Raw genomic sequence first — 17,432 nt, 5'->3', positions numbered from 1 at the left:
GCGGGTAGCTGCCGTCGACCGGGGTAGTAGAGGAAAAGCCGGCGCCACGTAATGGCCGCGGTCGCGTTCAGGCAATTCAACGCCCTGGGCCCACCGGAATGACATAGTCTTCCTGGCTACCTACCCATGGCCCACCGACTCGCGTGCCTACGCATCGCCGAACCCGTTGCCGGTGCCGTCGCCAGGCTCGCGACCAGCCCATGCGGGCTCACCCCTTACCGGGAGGGATTTGCATCCGCTGGACAACTCAAGATGTTTCACGGAGGCATCGCCTCCTCCTATCCGCTTCGACCAGCCTTGCCTGGTCGCACTGAACTTCCTATGGGCTGTCCGCCCGACGAGGATGAGGCCATCCGACTGCTCGCTGGGATGTGACGGCACATCATGCGCAAGCCCGGACCTGCTCCCCGGCAACCGGCGAGACGCCTGGAGGTGCCGCGACGCCTCCCGGGCCGGCAGAAGCTTGCCCGCGCTCAGATATGGCTGCTCACGGTTGGGTGGCGTCGTAGAGCTGGCCGTCGTCGATCGCGCCCGTCTCCGCCTTCATCCTGCGGGGCACGCCGACGCGGACCGATCCGGTGCAGCTCCCTCCCTGCCCATCGCTGATCATGAAGGACACCTCGTAGACCCGGCCGTCTCCGTCACCGGCCCGCTCCGCCCGGAGCAGGACCGTGCTGCCCTGAAGCACGGCGTCCGGGCTCGTGTCACCGTCGCCGAGGTCGTTCACAGGCTCGTCCTGCGTCACCCCGGTGATGGTGATCGCCACCTGACCGTTGCTCGTGTCCGTCACCCCGAGGATCTCGACGGGCAGCAGCTTGTGGTTCGGCGGCCAGAGAAGCGCCCGGCTCGGCTGCGCCAGGTTGCAGGCCGGTGAGTCGTTGACGTTCAGCACGTTGATGCGGACTTGGTGCGGACCGCCCGTGGCCATCCCGTCACTCACGACGAGCTCGAGGACGACCGTCGCCCCGTCAGGCCCCACCGCGGGGGCCGTGAAGCTCGGCGTCGGACTCCCGGGGTTCGAGAGGGTGACGGGCGGTCCGCTCACCTGGCTCCACGCGTACGTCAGCGGGTCCCCGTCCGGGTCGCTGCTCTCGGCGCCGTTCAGCGTCACGGGGCTGCCTTCCTCCTTCGTCTGATCGGCCCCGGCGTTCGCGATCGGGGGGTGGTTCACCTGCTCGACCGTCACCACAACCTCGTCCGTGCTCGTGAGCTGGCCGTCCGAGACCGTGACCTGGAAGGTCAGGACCGCGCCGCCGCCCACGCCGCCGGGCAGCAGAGGCGCGGTGGACGTGGCCTGGGTCGTCGCTGCGTCGTCCAGAACCACGGCCGGCCCGCCTGTCTGTGTCCACTGGTAGGCGACGAGGGGGTCTCCGTCGGGATCGAAGCTGTTGACGGCGCTCAGCGTGACCGGGCTCTCCTCGCTGACGTTCTGGTCGGCCCCTGCGTCGGCCACCGGGGGGTGATTGGCGTTCCGCACGCTGATGTCCACGGTGTCGGTACTGGAGACCCCGCCGCTGCTGACGGTGAGATGGAAGGTGAGAGTCTGATTGGCGCCGAGTCCGCCCGGCAGGAGGGGTGCCGTGAAGCCTGGCGTCGGGCTCGTCGCGCTGGAGAGCAAGACCGCGGGGCCTGCGATTTGTGACCAGGCGAAGCTCAGGCCGGACCCCGTGCTCGCCGAGCCGTCCAGCGTGACGACAGTGCCCTCGTCCACGGTCTGGTCCGGCCCGGCGTTCGCCACCGGGATCGGCTCGGATCCGCCCGCCGATCCCGGCCCACCCGGGTCGCGGATCGTGCCATTCGCCGTACCGTCGAGATCGCCCACGCCGCCGTCGGTCATGGTGAGCTCGAGGGTCTTGCTGCCCTTGACGACGCACGGCACTTGCAGACACAGGTTCGCCCACACCCCGTTGTTGTCCACCTTCCAGTACTGAGGCGGCAACGGCACCGCGGACGGAAAGTCCATGCGAATCGTTACCATCTGACCCGGCGTCAGGTCGCCGATCGTCCACCCGAAGAAGCCGAACGGGAAGGTCACGCCCGCCGGTTTGCCGGCTGTGGGCAGGCTGCTTTCGCTCACGGCCTGGAGGTTGATCAAGGCGCCCGCGCTCGTCTCGAAGCGCACTGGACCGGCGCCCGTCGCCGACTCGGCCTGGACGACTCGAGATCGCGTTGCCCACAGCTCAGTCCCGTGGATCCCGTCCGTGGCCTGGAAGAAGAGCGTCCCGTTCACGTTCGTCAGGTTGCTCGGATTCGAGTCGCCGGCGCCGGGATTGATGTCCGCCACGAGCACGGTGCCCGCCTCCGACCCATCGCTCATCCACAGCTCGAGCCCGTGGATCCCGTCCGTGGCCTGGAAGAAAAGCGTCCCGTTCACGTTCGTGAGGATGCCGGGATTCGAGCTGCTGGGGCCGGGATAGATGTCCTTCACGAGCACGGTGCCCTCCTCCGTGCCGTCACTTTTCCACAGCTCGGCCCCGTGACCCCCGGCCTGAGTCCCGTCACTGACCACGAAGAACAGCGTCCCGTTCACGTTCGTCAGTCTGCTGGGGCTAGCCCCGGTCGGGGGCTGGATGTCCTTCACCAGCTGAGTGCTACCCTCCGACCCGTTGCTCCGCCACAGCTCGCGCCCGTGGACCCCGTCATCCGCCGTGAAGAACAGCGTTCCGCTCACATTTGTCAGGCCGCCGACAAGCGCGCCTCCGACGATGTTGGGGGGGTTGATGTCCTTGACCAGCCCCCTCAAGGTAAAGAGATCGAACACGTTCAGGTGGTACACTCCATCAAGAATCCAATTGACCAGCCCGAAGTACAGCGTCCCGTTGACGTTCGTCAGCTCGTAGGGAATCGAGGACCAGCCGGGGACGGGGGTGAAGTCCGCCACGAGCTGGGTACCCACCTCCGTCCCGTCGCTCGTCCACAGCTCGCGCCCCTGGACCCCGTCATCGGCCGGGAAGAACAGCCTCCCGTTGACGTTCGTGAGCAGCGCGGGCCCCTGGGTAAGCGAACTGCCGGCGCCAAGGTTGATGTCCTCCACGATAAGGGTGCCCGCCGCCGTGCCGTCGCTCATCCACAGCTCGCGCCCCTGGAGGCCGTCATCGGCCGTGAAGAACAGCACACCGTTGACGTTTGTCATGTTCTGCGGGAACGCCGTGCCGGCGCCGGGGTTGATGTCCTTCACGAGAACCGTGCCCGCCGCCGTGCCGTCACTCTTCCACAGCTCGAACCCGTGGACCCCGTCGGCGGCCCGGAAGAACAGCGTCCCGTTGACGTTCGTGCCCTCGAGCCCTTGGGGAAGCGAGTCGCCGGAGGGGTAGATGTCCTTCACCAGCACCGTGCCCCCCGCCGTCCCGTCGCTCTTCCACAGCTCGAGCCCATGGACCCCGTCATTGGCCGCGACGAACAGCACCCCGTTCACGTTGACACCGGCCCCGAAGACCGAGCTGCCGCCGACGGGGTTGATGTCCTTCACCAGCGCGACCGTCGGCGCGATGACCGGCGGCGTTTCGTCGAGGATCGTGATCGACGTGACCGGATGGAGCTCGTTCCAGGACTGGTGCATGTCCGCGACCCATCGACCGCAGACCTCCACCGTTGTCCCTATCCGAAGCTTCTCGAGCGTCGGCAGGAAGAGCCCGCGATCCGCCAGCGGGATCTCGATGTCGAGTCCACTCGGAGGCTCCGACCCACCAGGGCCCGGCTGGAAGTTGTGGTAGTTGGTCAGACTCTCGATGGCGGGACCGGGGCCCAGCTCCGGATCGGGGTTGTCGTTGATGTCGAAGCTCAGGTCACCGTCATAGCCGATGCTGAGCCCGACGATCGGACCGGTCGCACAAATCTCGTCCGCGAGAATGTTGAGGTCACCCGCGGAGCCGGGATTGGGGAGGGTGTCGGGCGTCGAGCACTCACCGACCTCGCCTTCTGGCGGGATCACGTTGCTGCGGCACGCGGGTCTGGCCCAGCCGATGATGTCCCCCCAACGCGTGGAGCCCCCGAACTTGAAGGGCAGCAGCTGCTTCTGCAGATTGCTGTGGGCGATGATGTTTCCGGTTATGTCGCTGCCGTTGCAGTAGTAGTTCACGAAGCCGCAGGCGATGGCGCCGTCCACAGCGGCTGCGGCCAGGGCCTGTTGGGCGGCGATTAGCAGAGTCACGCCAGATCCCGGAAGCTGGAGCTCGGCGGTCGCGGCGGCGGCCTGGATCCCCGCGACGACCGCCTCGATGACGGCGGCGTCGTCCAGGGCGGGGTCCGGGAGCCCGTGATGGCCTGGTAGCGCCGCCTCGATGGCGGCGTGCGTGAGGTAGAGGGGCAGATCGAAGGGTGGGATGCCCAGGGCCGGAACGCCGCAGGCGGTGCTCAGTAATCCATGCGTGGGCTCCAACGCGTAGAACTGGTCCGGGACGATGTTGTTGTATGGCAGGCCTGTCGCGACCGAGATCGCGTTCGTCATCGCGATACAACCCGACAGCGGAACCGGATTGACGCTGACGGCCGCCGCGGCAAGAACGCCAGCGCCCGCGAACCGCGGCCCCACGTTCGACAGGTCCCAGCCATTCGGAAACTTCGTCGTGTCGGAGTAGTTGGAGTCGATCGCCTTGCAGTCCGAGATCATGTCACTCGGCGAGTCCCCGAGGAGACAGATGTATTGGGCTCCATTGATCGTGCAGCCCTCATCCTGGACCCAGCAGCTGCCGATGCTGATCGTTGCCCGCACGGTCGACGAGCCCGGGCTGCTCGCGCGGATGGGGTAAGAGCCGGGGGAGCCGAACACGTCGATGGAGGCCCCGGCGAAGCTCCCGGCCGAGTCGGTCGCGACCGTCGTCCCGGCCTCGCCCGACTCCTTCGTGCCGTTTCCGTTGGCGTCGAACCAGACGACGACGCTGACGCTCGGATCGAACCCCGACCCTTTGACCTTCACGGTCTGACCCGACCCGAACCTGCTCGGCGTCGCAGAGATCGCGGGAGAGGTTGCCGCGTCCGTCCCGACGGCCCCGCCCAGGTAGATGCGGCTCCCGGCCAGGGCAACTGCTAGCGAGACAACCAGCGCGTATCGATGACGATGGAGCCAAGAGACGGACGACATGACCGATCCTCCTCTGGGCGCGATGGCTCCCCACATGCGAGGCGTCGGTCTCGCGGATGGAGTTTTTGTGATGGACGCCGGCTGCACTCCAGGCTCTACGAACCCACGCCCCTGGAACCGCCCGAGGTTGCCCCCTCCTCGACCGAGTGCGCGCCGTGTTTCCTCAAACCGCAGCTTGAGCAGCCATATACCGCGAAAAGAATGGCCCCGCAACCGGTTTTCGGTGAGGCGGAAAGGCTTTGGTTTGGATGGAAACAGGCCGACCCGTCCGGGCGCCGCCCTGCGACGGCGCAACAGCGCCCGGGCCGCGCCGAGGTCGTCGCTCCGGACGAAGGTGGACCGTCCCGGGCTATCGGGAGACCCTGTTGTTTGAGACCAGAGGTGCCAACTCCGTCTCCAACATATCTCCAAGACTCGGGAGGACTCCAGAGCACAAGACGTCGACACGGCGATCTACACGCACGTCCTGAATCGGGGTGGGCGGGGCCTGCTGAGCCCGCGAGACCGCATGCTGGTGACGACTGACCGCCAGGAGGCGGTCCGTCCGCGGCTGCCCGGCGCGGCCAAGGTGAATTCCCGCTGTTGCCACGTCTTCGCGTTGCCGCCTTCAGCACCGAGCCCAGCGAGCTGGATCGCGCGACCAGTCCCCGTGTGGCTGGCAATAGCTCCTGTCGGCCGTCTCCAACATATCTCCAAGACTGGGGAGCACTCCAGAGCACAGCAGAGCACTCCAGAGCACAACGAATTGACAACAAGGCAACGAATTTCCAGCCAGTTACGACGAAAAGTCGCGCGCCATCAGCCAGTTAGCGTTTTGGGGCGGCGCGGGTTCGACTCCCGCCGCCTCCACCAATTATTTCTTCGGGCAGTCGGGGCTTGGCCAATCTCGTCGAGTGACGCCAAGCGGATGGACACCAAGCTCCCGGCACGCGCCGGACCACTGGCTGACCCGTCCGCGGCGTACGCGATCGCGTTGGTGGCGCGCCTTATGTGAATCGCTGATTACTTTGCAGCCCCTCATCCGTTCTGCTAGCCTTGCGGGATACGGCAACCGCCTCGCGGTGAGGATCACCCGTTCCGAGGATTGCCCTGTGGAGAGTCTGCGACGATGAGACGATCAATCCTGATCCCAATCCTGCTGGTGCTTGCGCCCAGGGCTCTCGACTCCCTGGCGGCCGAGTCGCCCGTCCTGGGCGACCTGAGCAAGGTCGGCACCGTCGAATTCCCGACCTCGTGCAGCGCGAAGGCGCAGCCCGAGTTCCTGCGCGGTGTGGCGCTGCTGCACTCGTTCTTCTATGAGGAAGCGCGGCGCGTGTTCACGTCGGCGGCCACGCTGGACCCTTCCTGCGCCATGGCGCACTGGGGGGTGGCCATGACGTATTACCACCCGATCTGGGCGCCTCCGACCGACGACGAGCTCAAGGCGGGGCTCGAGGCGATCTCGAAGGCCCAAGCCGCCGGGACCGTCAGCGAGCGGGAGCGCGACTACATCGGGGCCCTGGCCGCTTTTTATGATGCCGCGAAGGAGACCGCCACGGGTCCGGCTGGACAGAGCTGCCACGGGCCGACGGATTACCGCACCAGGCGGGCCGCTTTTTCGCAGGCGATGGAGAAGGTCCACGCCAAATACCCGGCCGACGTCGAAGCGGCGGCCTTCTACGCCCTGTCGCTGATCCTGTCGAGTCCGAAGGAGGAGGACCTCCCGATCCAGTTGAAGGCCGCCGGGATCCTGGAGCCGCTCTGGAAGAAGAACCCGAACCACCCGGGCCTGGTGCACTACCTGATTCATGCGTACGACTATCCGTCGCTGGCTCCGAAAGGCCTCGCGGCCGCCGATCAGTACGCCAGCCTCGCCCCGTGGGTCCCGCACGCGCTTCACATGCCGTCGCACATCTACACGCGCCTCGGCATGTGGCAGAAGTCGATCGACGCCAACCTGGCGTCCTCCCAGGCCGCCAGGGAGTATTCCCGCAAATACCATCCCGACGCGGCGAACTACAACGAGCTGCACGCCCTCGACTACCTGGCGTACGGGTATCTGCAGACGGCCCAGGACGCCAAGGCTCGAGAGGTGGCGGACCGGCTGGCGAAGATCGCCAGGACGTACCCTGAGGTGGACTTCGCGGTGGCCTACGCCGCCGGGGCGATCCCGGCGCGTCTGGTCGTCGAGCGTCAGGCCTGGCAGGAAGCCGTCTCCCTGGCTCCGCCGCGCCAGGCTCTCGTGGAGAAGTTCCCCTTCGATGCCGCGCACGTCGAGTTCGCCCGCGCGCTCGGGAGAGTGCGCACCGCTGACGCGCCCGGCGCCCGCCAGGCGATGGCGAAAATGAAGGAGCTTCGCGACGCCAGCAGCCACCCCAGCGCCACCTTCTTCCGCAGGCAGTTGGAGCTGCAGATGCTTGCCGTGGCCGGCTGGATCGCATGGTCGGAGAGCCGTCACGACGAGGCGATCGCCCTTCTTCGCTATGCGGCCGATGAGGAGGACGCGCTTGGCAAGCACCCGGTCAGTCCCGGCGCGATCGTTCCGATCCGCGAGCTGCTGGGCGATCTGTATCTGGAGCTGAAGCGGCCGGATGACGCGCTGGCCGCCTTCGAGCGGTCGCTGCAGATCAATCCGGGCCGCTATCGTGCGACGGCCGGCGCCGCGCTCGCGGCCGAGCGTGCCGGCAAGGCGGAGACGGCGCGCGAGCACTATCGTCGGTTGCTGGATCTCGCCAAGGACGGAGACGGCCAGCGGCCGGAGATGGCCCGCGCGAAGGCGTTCCTCCAGGCGGACTCCTCGCGCGTCACGAGCCGGTAGAAACCCGCGGAAGCGCTTGCGGCCGCACGGGCTGGGCTCCCGCCGCCTCAACCAGCCGCGCGGCGCAGGAGACGAGTCGCCCGCCATCGATATCCATCCGCTGCCGCGCCAGTCGTTCGCCAGGCGCGTGATGCAGCCTGGGAAGTCGCCGTGAGCGTCCAGCTCCATGGCAAGGGGACAGCAGGACTGCTACTTCTTCTTCAGTTCAGCGGGCCAATTCACCACCAGAGTCATGGGCACGGAGTTTTGCGCCTGTGTGGCGGTGTTCACCAGAAACCGCTGGCCGTCCGGTGTGACGTCGAAGACGTTTCCCGGTCGCTGCGAGCGAATCTCAAAGAGCTGTTGCGTGCCTCCCACCTCGAACGTATCACCGCGGACGCTCACCGCAGCCGCCATGATGCGTTCGCCCGGACCATCAAAGAAAACCTCTCTCCCGGTGCCGGACCAGCGGGGCAGAACGCCGCCGCTGGTGGAAACCTGCCACTTTCGTCCCGGCCCGGGGAAGGAAGTGACATACACCTCGCCCCGTCCCGACTCATCCGAGGTGTAGGCGATCCAGCGCCCATCGGGGGAAAAGACGGCCTCGAGCTCGCGGAACGGAGTCTGGAGCACAGGGATCGGCTTGCGGTCGCCGGATAATGGCAGGGCCCACACGTCGGACTGGGTTTTGGGGTCACCCCGGGTCTCATACAGGACATAACGGCCGTCGGAAGACCAGTCGGTGAGAATCTTATCGCGGTCATCTTCCAGGAGTGATTCCTCGATCCCGGAGCCCGCGTACGACTTGATGTACAGGTTGAATTGCCCCCTGCGGTTGGAACTGAAAGCGACGCGCGTGCTGTCCGGCGACCAGATGGGCCAACGATCCACGGCCGGATCGAAAGTGAAGCGTGACCGCAAGCCCCGTGACACTTCGTAAATCCAGATATCCGGCGGGCCCGCGCTCGGGTCCACCATGCTCACGGCGACCTTCCGCCGGTCGCGCGATATGCTGAGGTCCATGTAACCGGCCGGGTCACCCAGCGCGCCGGTCTGCTTCCCTGCACGGTCGCGCCAAAACAAATTGGACCCGACCATTTCTCCGCCAGTCTGATAGGCCAGCACTCCGGTTTGTGAGGCGGAGAACACTCCGATGGCGCTGGAGGGTTCTTCCTGAATCTGCTCGGCAAGGGGCACGGCTTCTCCAACCAGGTCGAGCCTTTCCAGATGGAAAGGCTGGGCCATCAGTGTGTTTCCGCGCAGGAAGAGCATGTAGCCCGATGCATAGGCCGCGTTGGTCTGCGTGCCAAACAGAAACTTCGGGGGGTGTCCATCCAAAGAGCCAACATGAATGCCGTTGTTCTCGTTCGAAGTGCCCAGAGCGCCGAGTCGCGCAAAGAAAAGGAAATGCCTTCCATCGGGCAGGAACTGCGGCCAGCGATGGGAGGTTTCACCGCGGGCCGTATCCACGTGAGTGACGGGCGTGGATTGGCCGCCGGTGTCCCGAACCTTGTAAAGGGGGCCGTTGGGAGTCGGAGCGAAAACGATCACGCCCTCGCGGTTCCACGTGCCGCCGCGCCCGACGACGCCCACTTCGCAGAGGGTCAGCGCCGGACCGCCACTGGCTTCGATTCGCTTCAGTTTTCCGTCCGCGAAAAAGCCGATGCTGCGGCTGTCGGGAGACCAGAAAGGCATCCCGGCGCCTGCCGTGCCGGCCAGCGGCTGCGCCGTGGTCGAATCGACAGGTCGGACGTAGAGCAACTGGATGCCGTCGGCGCCTTGCGCGGAGAAAGCAAGCATGCGCCCGTCGGGTGAAATAGTCACCGGACCCTGATTTCCCCCGCCGCTGAAACGAAAATTGCCCTTCTCCGGCGCTGGAATGAAAGCCCGCACGACCTGGGGTTCCACCGAAACGCTGCGGTAGTAGAGGACGCCCAGCGCGGCCGTGGCCGGCAGGAGGGCCGCGACGCCGACCATCCACGCGCGCTCCGCGATTCTGCGACGCGTCGAGACCACCGCCGGAACGCCGGCCTGGGAGCCCGCCTCTTCAATCCACTTCAATTCGAGCAGCAAATCGCGCGCCGTCTGCCAGCGATCCTCCGGGTCCTTGGCCAGGCACTTGCGTATGGTGCGGTCGAGCGCGGGGGGCGTCATCGGCGCCAGCGTGCTGATCGGCTCGGGATCCCTCTCCAGGATGGCCGAGGCCACGCTGAGCGAACTCTTGCCCGGAAAGGCGCGGCGCGCGGTGACCATCTCGTAAAGCGTAGCGCCGAAAGCGAAGAGGTCGCTGCGCGCATCCACGTCGCGGCCCTCCACCTGTTCCGGCGACATGTACTGGAAGGTGCCGACAATCATGCCGTGCTGCGTGACGGGCGAAGTCCTGGTCGGCGCGACCGTGAGGTTCGAGCCGGGCGCGATCGGCGCGCCGGCCTTGGCCAGGCCGAAGTCAAGCAGCTTGGCGCCGGCGGTAGTCAGCATGATGTTGCCGGGCTTCAGGTCGCGGTGCACCACACCTTGGCGGTGCGCCTTGTCGAGCGCGTCGGCAATCTGGATGCCGTACTTCAGCACCTGCGCCAGGGGCAGCGGGCCCCTCTCCAGGCGCACCTCAAGCGTTTCGCCCTCGAGGAATTCCATCACCAGGTAGTCCGTACCATCCTGGCTGCCGACGTCGTGCAGCGTGCAGATGTGCGGGTGGTTCAGGCTGGAGACCGCTTTGGCTTCGCGCTCGAAACGCTGGCGCAGCAGCGGATCGCCGGAAAGGTGCGTGGGAAGTATCTTGACGGCGACCGTGCGGTCGAGCCGCGGGTCGCGCGCTTTGTAAACCTCTCCCATGCCGCCGGCACCGAGCGGCGCTGCTATTTCGTATGGGCCGAGCTTGGTTCCGGGCGACAGGGGCATTGAGTTCGGCGGATTATAGAACAAAGGACGGGTTGACGGATTGGCTGGTAGATAGAATCGAGCAGGGCGTGAAGGACAAACGCGTTGGGAGCCAGCTGTCAGCCGGCTGCGACGAAAAGTCGTGCGCCATCAGCCAGTTAAGCGTTCTGAGGTGGCGCGGGTTCGACTCCCGCCGCCTCCGCCACTTGACCTACTGAGAACAAAGGGCGAGATCTTGGACGCGGGAACTGTCCCCGCCGCCTCCACCACCTGTCACGTTCTATGACTTGCTCCCATCCGCCTCCGCGACCACGCCGACGATGGCCAGAGCCGGCGCGGTCGGCAGACGACGGAGGAGCGCCGGCTCACCGGCACACCCCTGTATCCCGGGGAACGCCCGACGAGCCTGAGCCGAAGGTGCCGGTCCCGCAGGCGTTCGACGCCCTGACGAGGTAGTAGAAGCCTGTTCCAGTCGCGGGGATCGTTTCGTCGGTCAGGGCCCTCGCCGGCGCGTCGCTCGCGAGGCAGGTTTCCGCGGAGCCCGAACCCGTAGGCAGCTGCGACAGCGCCCCCCGCATAACCTCGTGACGGGCGCCGCTGCCCGACCCGGCGACGGCGCTGTTCCATTCGAGAAGCGTGCCGGAACGGAAGCGCACGCCGCCGACCTCGCGCGGGACCGCGAACGCCGTCCCGTCGGCGGGAGCGCAGTCGAGCTCGTCGCGCATGCCGTCGCGGTCCGCGTCGGGGTAGTCGGCATCGTTCACGTGCCAGACGACCTTCGCGTCGCTCTGGCTGGCCGAGAGGACGTCCATGTCCCCGTCGACGTCCAGATCCGCCGCGAAGACCGAGCGGGCCCCCATGGCAGACGTGGAGATGGCGCGCTCGGTCCACGACGGAGGCGAGCCGCCGTCGTTTTCGTACCACGCGATCGTGTTGTCGAAGAACGAAGCGGACAGGATGTCCACGTCGGCATCGCCGTCGAGGTCCGCCGCATAGACCCCCGTGGCGAAATCGGCCGTCGTCGAAACGAGGTGCGTGGTCCAGTGGGGCGGGAGACTGCCGTCATTCTCGTGCCAGGCGATCTGGTCGCTCTCCTGGCCCGCCGAGAGGACGTCCGGGTCGCCGTCGCGGTCCACGTCCAGGACGGCGATGGCGTTCGCCGAGACCGGAAGGGTGGGGATGACACGCCGCGTGAAGGTGGGCGGGGAGCCTCCGTCGCTGTCGAACCAGAGAAGGCCGGCGACGACGTCGAGGTCGCCGTCCTGGTCGATGTCCGCCGCCTCGACCGATTCGCCGGCCGCGGCCGATATGACATGGGGCGTCCAGAAGTTGCCGAAAGCGCCCGCGTTCTCGAACCAGACGACCTGGCTGTCGAAACCGGAGGCGGAGATGGCGTCGTTGTCGCCGTCGCCGTCCAGGTCCGCGGCCCACACGTCCACCGCCAGGCGCACATCGAGGGTGATCGGCATCGGGGTCCAGGTCCGGCCGTCGCCGCCGTTCTCGTACCAGGCGATCTCGTCCCTGTTGAACGCCGCCGACAGGAAATCGATGTCGGCATCCCCGTCCACGCGGCAGGCGACGGCCGCCTCGGCGCCGTCGGCGAACTCGGTGAGGATGTGCTCGACCCAGGGACCGGGCGGACGCCGACCGTCGTTCTCGAACCAGGAGATCCGCCCGCTGTAATTGGCGGTGTAGATGTCCAGGTCCCCGTCCCGGTCGATGTCTTCCGTGCGGACGTCGAACGGCAGCAGTCCGTTGATGATGGAATTGATGAGCCGCTTGGTCGAAAAGGTCGGCGGCACGGCGGAGATCGCGACGCCGGCGGAGGCGATGACCGCGATCGGGATCGCGAACCAGAGGCGACGAAGCAAGTCCCGTAGGCTCATCATGACGCTCTCAACGGACGGCCGCCCGTCAGCATACTCCCGCCGGCCTGCCGGATGCAGGCCGCCGGGAACGCCCCCATCGTCGCCCTGCTGCGATCTCTCAGGGCGTGATGCAGCCGAACAGATCGAAGGTGGCCGAGACCGGCGCGGACCGGTTGCCCGCCTCGTCGACGGCGACGACCTCGAAGCGATTCGGCCCGTCGACGATGCCGTATTCGATCACCTGAGTGTACCCGAGCGTCGTGCTGTCGATCCGGACGCCGTTCACGGACCGCGCCCCGACGCGGGCGCGTTGACAAAGTTTCACAATCGTTCACGCCGTTTCCTCCCTCGACCCGGGCCAGCCCGCTGCCGTCGGTGCCGACCCAGAGCGCCCCCGACCGGTCGGCGTAGAGCGTCCGCACGATGTCGCTCGGAAGTCCCTCTTTCGCCGTGAGCGCCGTGAAGGCCCCGTCCCGCATGCGGGTGAGGCCGCCGCCGTACGTCCCGATCCAGAGGCTCCCGTCGCGATCCTCGGCGAGCGCCGCCAGCGCGACGCAGGCCGTCGCCAGGCGGAACGCGCGCTTCGGAGCCTGTCCCATCGGCGATCCTCGCGGCAAGCCTCCGGAGGAGCCGCCCCGCCGCGCGCAGGGCCGGGCGCGGCGGACCTCCCCGCGCCGCGGCAAAGGATCTCGCTCCTCGACGTGAAGGCTTCGGGTCCTATCCTACGGCCGGGGACGGGTGGGCGGTCAAGCCGGAAGGCCGCGCCCCCGGGGCGCCAGCCGGCGAAACGACGAGCGGGAGACTCAGGCCTTCGCGGCCCACGTGTAGCCCAGCTTCGAGAGCGGCAGGGCCCGGACGCGCTTGCCCGTGGCGGTGAAGATGGCGTTGGCGACCGCGGGAAGGACCGGAGGCAGAGCGGGCTCGCCGAGTCCCGTCGGGGGGTTGTCGGTCTGCAGGAAGTGCGTCTCGATGGCGGCGGGCGCTTCCGAGATGCGCAGCGGGGTGTATTCGTGCAGGTTGCTCTGCACGGCGCGCCCGCGCTCGAAGGTGATCTCCAGGTTCATCAGATGGCCCAGGCCGTCGATCACCGAGCCCTGCACCTGCTGGGCCGCGCCGCTGGGATTGATGATCGGGCGCCCGACGTCGGTGGCGGTCCAGACCTTGTTCACGCTCACGGCGTTGTGGGCGTCGACCCGGACCTCGGCCACGGCGGCGCAATAACCGTAGTGGCAGAAGTGACCGCCGACGCCCAGGGCGGTTCCCTTCGGCAGCGCGCGCGAGCCCCAGCCGGACTTCGCGGCCGCGAGGTCGTAGACGCCGCGCATCCGTTTCGCGTCGAAGCGCGCGAGGGGCTCTCCGTCCGCCGCCGGCGGAAGAGCCGGACCGTCGAGCATCGCCAGCCGGAACCGTAGCGGGTCCTTTCCCGCCGCGTGCGCCAGCTCGTCGATGAACGACTGCACGACGAAGCAGACGGCGTTGTCCTTCGGAGCGCGCAGCGCGCCGGTGGGCACTCCCAGCGGCATGACCGAGGCATGCAGCGCGTAGTTCGGCACGAAGCGCGCCGGGAAGTCACTCTCCGACATGCTCGCGCCGCGCACGAAGCGCTCGCCTTCGCCGAAGCTGATGAAATGATCGCGCCAGGCGACGATCCTGCCGGCGGCATCGACCCCGCCCTTCAGGTAATGGAACCCGCCCGGGCGGTAGAAGTCATGCCGGATGTCGTCCTCCCGGGTCCACACCAGCTTGACGGGTGCTTTCGACTCCCGCGCGATCCAGGCGGCCTCGACCATGTAGTCGTTGTTCAGGCGGCGGCCGAAGCAGGCGCCGATGCGCGTCAGGTGGATCGTGATGTCCCGCTCCGGGATGCCGAGCGTTTTCGCGACCAGCTCACGGCCGGACTGCGGCGTCTGGCTGGGGGCCCAGATCTCCATCTTGCCGTCGGCGAAGCGCGCCGTGCAGTTCATGACCTCGGCGGAGGCGTGCGCGAGGAAGGGATACGTGTACGACGCCTCCAGGACCCGGGCGGCGGACTTGAGCGCCGCCTCCGCGTCGCCGTCGCTGCGCAGCGTGCGCGCGGGCGGCTGCTTGGCGAGCTCCTCCGCGCGGCGCGCGAATCCCTCGCTGCTCTGGGAGGAGGTCGCACCTTCGTCCCACTTCACCTCGAGCTTGCCTCGCGCGCTCTGGGCCGCCCACCAGTTGTCGGCGACGATGGCGACCCCGCCGAGTAGACCGGCGAGCTCCGTTCCACCCTCGACGACGAAAACGCGTCTCACCCCCGGCAGGGCCTTGATCGCTTCGAGATTGGCCGACACGACCTTGCCGCCGTAGACCGGACATTTTTCGTAGGCGGCGTAGAGCATGCCCGGCACCGTGACGTCGATCCCGAAGAGCGGCTTGCCGGTCACGATGGCGAGATTGTCGACGCCGGGGATCGGCTTGCCGATGATCGTGTAATCCTTCGGATCCTTGAGCCTGAGCGTCTTCGGATCGGGGGGCGTGAGCGTGGCGGCTCTGGCGGCCAGCTCGCCGTAGCCGATCGAGCGCTTCGTCGACCGATGGTGCACGCGCCCCGAGGCGGTCGAGCACTCCGACTCCGGCACCTTCCACCCGCCGGCCGCCGCCGCGATGAGCATCTGTCTGGCCCCCGCGCCGACCTGTCGCATCGGGAGCCACTGCTCCGGCACGGCCAGGCTGCCGCCGGCGAACTGCTCGCCGTACCTGGCCTCGTCGAGATCGGCCTGTTCGACCCGCACCGTCTTCCAGTCGACGTCCAGCTCGTCGGCGATCAGCATCGGCAGGAGGGTCTTGACGTCCTGCCCGACCTCGGGATTCTTCGCCAGGATGGTCACGGTCCCGTCGGCCGCGATGCGGATGAACGCGTTCAGAGGAGGCTGGCCCGCAGCGGGCTGCGCCTGGGCGCGCGCGCCCGGCTCGAACGACAGGCCGATCAGCATCCCGCCGCCGGCGAGGGCGCTGACGCGAAGGAAGGCGCGACGATCGATGCTCACGGTTTTCATCGGACTCAACCCTTGGCGGAGGCCGCCTTGCGAATCGCCTCGCGGATGCGCATGTAGGTCCCGCAGCGGCAGAGGGTCCCGTCCATCGCCTCGTGGATCTGCGCATCCGAAGGCTTCTTTGTCTTGGACAGCAGGGCCGCGGCCGACATGATCTGGCCGGCCTGGCAGTAGCCGCACTGGGCCACGTCCAGATCCATCCAGGCCTTCTGCAGCGGATGCGACCCGTCGCGCGACAGACCCTCGATCGTCGTGATCCGCTTCCCCTCGACGCTCGCGACAGTCGTGACGCACGAGCGCGTCGCTTCGCCGTCGACGTGCACCGTGCACATGCCGCAGACCGACATGCCGCACCCGTACTTCGTGCCTTTCAGATCGAGGATGTCGCGCAGGACCCACAGAAGCGGCATGTCCGCCGGCGCGTCGACGGTTGTGGCCTTGCCGTTCACGGTCAGCTTGATGGGCACGAGGGGTCCGGTTCTACGAAGGCTCGGGGTCGGCTCCGACCCATGCTGCCGCATCGGGGCGCTGGCAGGGCGCTCCCCGGATGAGAATGGAGACTAGCACGGGATTTCGCGGGAGACAAGAGATTCGACCGGACCCGGCCCGACCTGGCGTTGTCTTCGCCGAGATCGCCCGGGTCGACCGGGCGGCTCAGCGGGCCTGCGCGCCGCTCTCCGCCCAGCAGGCGCGCCTGACGTCTGGCTCGAAGCGGGCCCCGCCGCGGCATCCTGCCTCGAGGGGCTCGAGGTGGGCGACGACACCGTCATCATCACCTGGCTGCACTAGGCGCGGCCGCCGGTCGTGGATATCAAGCCGGCCCTTCCCCGCTTCGAGGGCTCGCCGCGATCCGGTCGCCATCCGGGGACGGTGGTCGATGCGCGCGCGAACGGGTATCGTGAATGAGGAGGGACACACGACCATGAAGCCGAGGATCACGACCCATCTGTGGTTCGACAAGGAAGCCAGGGAAGCCGGCAAGCTCTACACCTCGCTGTTCAAGAATTCCAAGGTCAAGGACACGACGACGCTCGAGGGCACTCCTTCGGGCGCCGTGGACATCGTCACGGTCGATCTCGCGGGCCAGGAGTTCACCCTCCTGTCGGCGGGGCCGCTGTTCAAGTTCACTCCCGCCGTGTCGTTTCACGTCGCCTGCCGCACCACGGGGGAGGCCGACGAGCTGTGGAAGTCGCTCGAGAAGGGGGGCTCGGTGCTGATGGAGCTGGGCCGCTACCCGTTCAGCGAGCGGTACGGCTGGCTGCATGACAGGTACGGGCTGTCGTGGCAGATCATGTTCATGGGGGACCGGCCGATCAGGCAGAAGATCACGCCCACCCTCATGTTCGTCGGGGGCGTCTGCGGCAAGGCCGAGGAAGCCATCCAGTTCTACATGTCGGTCTTCCACGACGCCCGGGTGGGGGACATCCTCCGCCACGCCAAGGGGGACGGGCCCGACCGGGAGGGGACGATCAAGCACGCCGCCTTCACGCTCGAAGGGGGGGAGTTCGCCGCCATGGACAGCGCCCGTCCCCACCCCTTCACCTTCAACGAAGCGATCTCGTTCATGGTGCACTGCGAGACCCAGAAGGAGATGGACTACTACTGGGGCAAACTCTCCGCCCATCCCAAGGCGGAGCAGTGCGGCTGGCTGAAGGACAAGTTCGGCGTCTCCTGGCAGATCGTCCCGAACGCCATGGACGACATGATGAGGTCCAAGGACAAGAAGGCCATGGCCCGCGTGACCGAAGCGTTCCTCAAGATGAAGAAATTCGACCTCGCGGCCCTGGAGAAGGCGTTCCGGGGGAACTGAGAGGGCA

The 17,432-nt window shown here is 67.3% G+C and carries 8 protein-coding genes; 2 read left to right on the top strand and 6 right to left on the bottom strand.

Annotation, left to right across the window (positions count from 1 at the left end; all coding sequences use genetic code 11):
• Nucleotides 1–487 precede the first annotated feature (487 nt).
• On the bottom strand, nt 488–4,915 hold the full coding sequence (locus VGV60_06685; protein ID HEV8700942.1) for an ELWxxDGT repeat protein: 4,428 nt from the start codon (nt 4,913–4,915) through the stop codon (nt 488–490).
• Nucleotides 4,916–6,188: 1,273 nt separating this feature from the next.
• On the opposite strand from VGV60_06685, the gene VGV60_06680 reads away from it, so the two are divergent.
• Nucleotides 6,189–7,877 (top strand): tetratricopeptide repeat protein, encoded by a 1,689-nt coding sequence (locus tag VGV60_06680; protein HEV8700941.1) that lies wholly within the window; start codon nt 6,189–6,191, stop codon nt 7,875–7,877.
• A 189-nt stretch (nt 7,878–8,066) separates the two neighbouring features.
• Here VGV60_06680 and VGV60_06675 read toward each other — a convergent pair whose 3' ends face one another.
• The 5 genes from VGV60_06675 to VGV60_06655 form a co-directional block, all read right to left on the bottom strand.
• The gene (locus VGV60_06675) at nt 8,067–10,754 is read right to left on the bottom strand and encodes a protein kinase (GenBank protein ID HEV8700940.1); all 2,688 of its coding nucleotides are present in this window, start codon (nt 10,752–10,754) and stop codon (nt 8,067–8,069) included.
• Between the two features lie 344 nt (nt 10,755–11,098).
• Nucleotides 11,099–12,604, bottom strand: coding sequence for a VCBS repeat-containing protein (locus tag VGV60_06670; GenBank protein HEV8700939.1), 1,506 nt, complete (start codon nt 12,602–12,604; stop codon nt 11,099–11,101).
• Between the two features lie 115 nt (nt 12,605–12,719).
• On the bottom strand, nt 12,720–12,887 hold the full coding sequence (locus tag VGV60_06665) for a hypothetical protein (protein HEV8700938.1): 168 nt from the start codon (nt 12,885–12,887) through the stop codon (nt 12,720–12,722).
• A gap of 517 nt (nt 12,888–13,404) precedes the next feature.
• Nucleotides 13,405–15,618 (bottom strand): molybdopterin cofactor-binding domain-containing protein, encoded by a 2,214-nt coding sequence (locus VGV60_06660; GenBank protein HEV8700937.1) that lies wholly within the window; start codon nt 15,616–15,618, stop codon nt 13,405–13,407.
• A 5-nt stretch (nt 15,619–15,623) separates the two neighbouring features.
• Complete coding sequence (locus VGV60_06655; protein ID HEV8700936.1) at nt 15,624–16,136, bottom strand: (2Fe-2S)-binding protein; 513 nt, start codon at nt 16,134–16,136, stop codon at nt 15,624–15,626.
• Nucleotides 16,137–16,537: 401 nt separating this feature from the next.
• On the opposite strand from VGV60_06655, the gene VGV60_06650 reads away from it, so the two are divergent.
• On the top strand, nt 16,538–17,425 hold the full coding sequence (locus VGV60_06650; GenBank protein HEV8700935.1) for a VOC family protein: 888 nt from the start codon (nt 16,538–16,540) through the stop codon (nt 17,423–17,425).
• The last annotated feature ends 7 nt before the right edge of the window (nt 17,426–17,432 follow it).

This window comes from Candidatus Polarisedimenticolia bacterium, assembly GCA_036001465.1.
In the GTDB taxonomy this organism is placed as follows: Bacteria; Acidobacteriota; Polarisedimenticolia; order Gp22-AA2; family Gp22-AA2; genus Gp22-AA3.
Note: the sequence above shows the minus strand (reverse complement) of the source record. Positions and strands in the feature narration are given on the sequence as shown.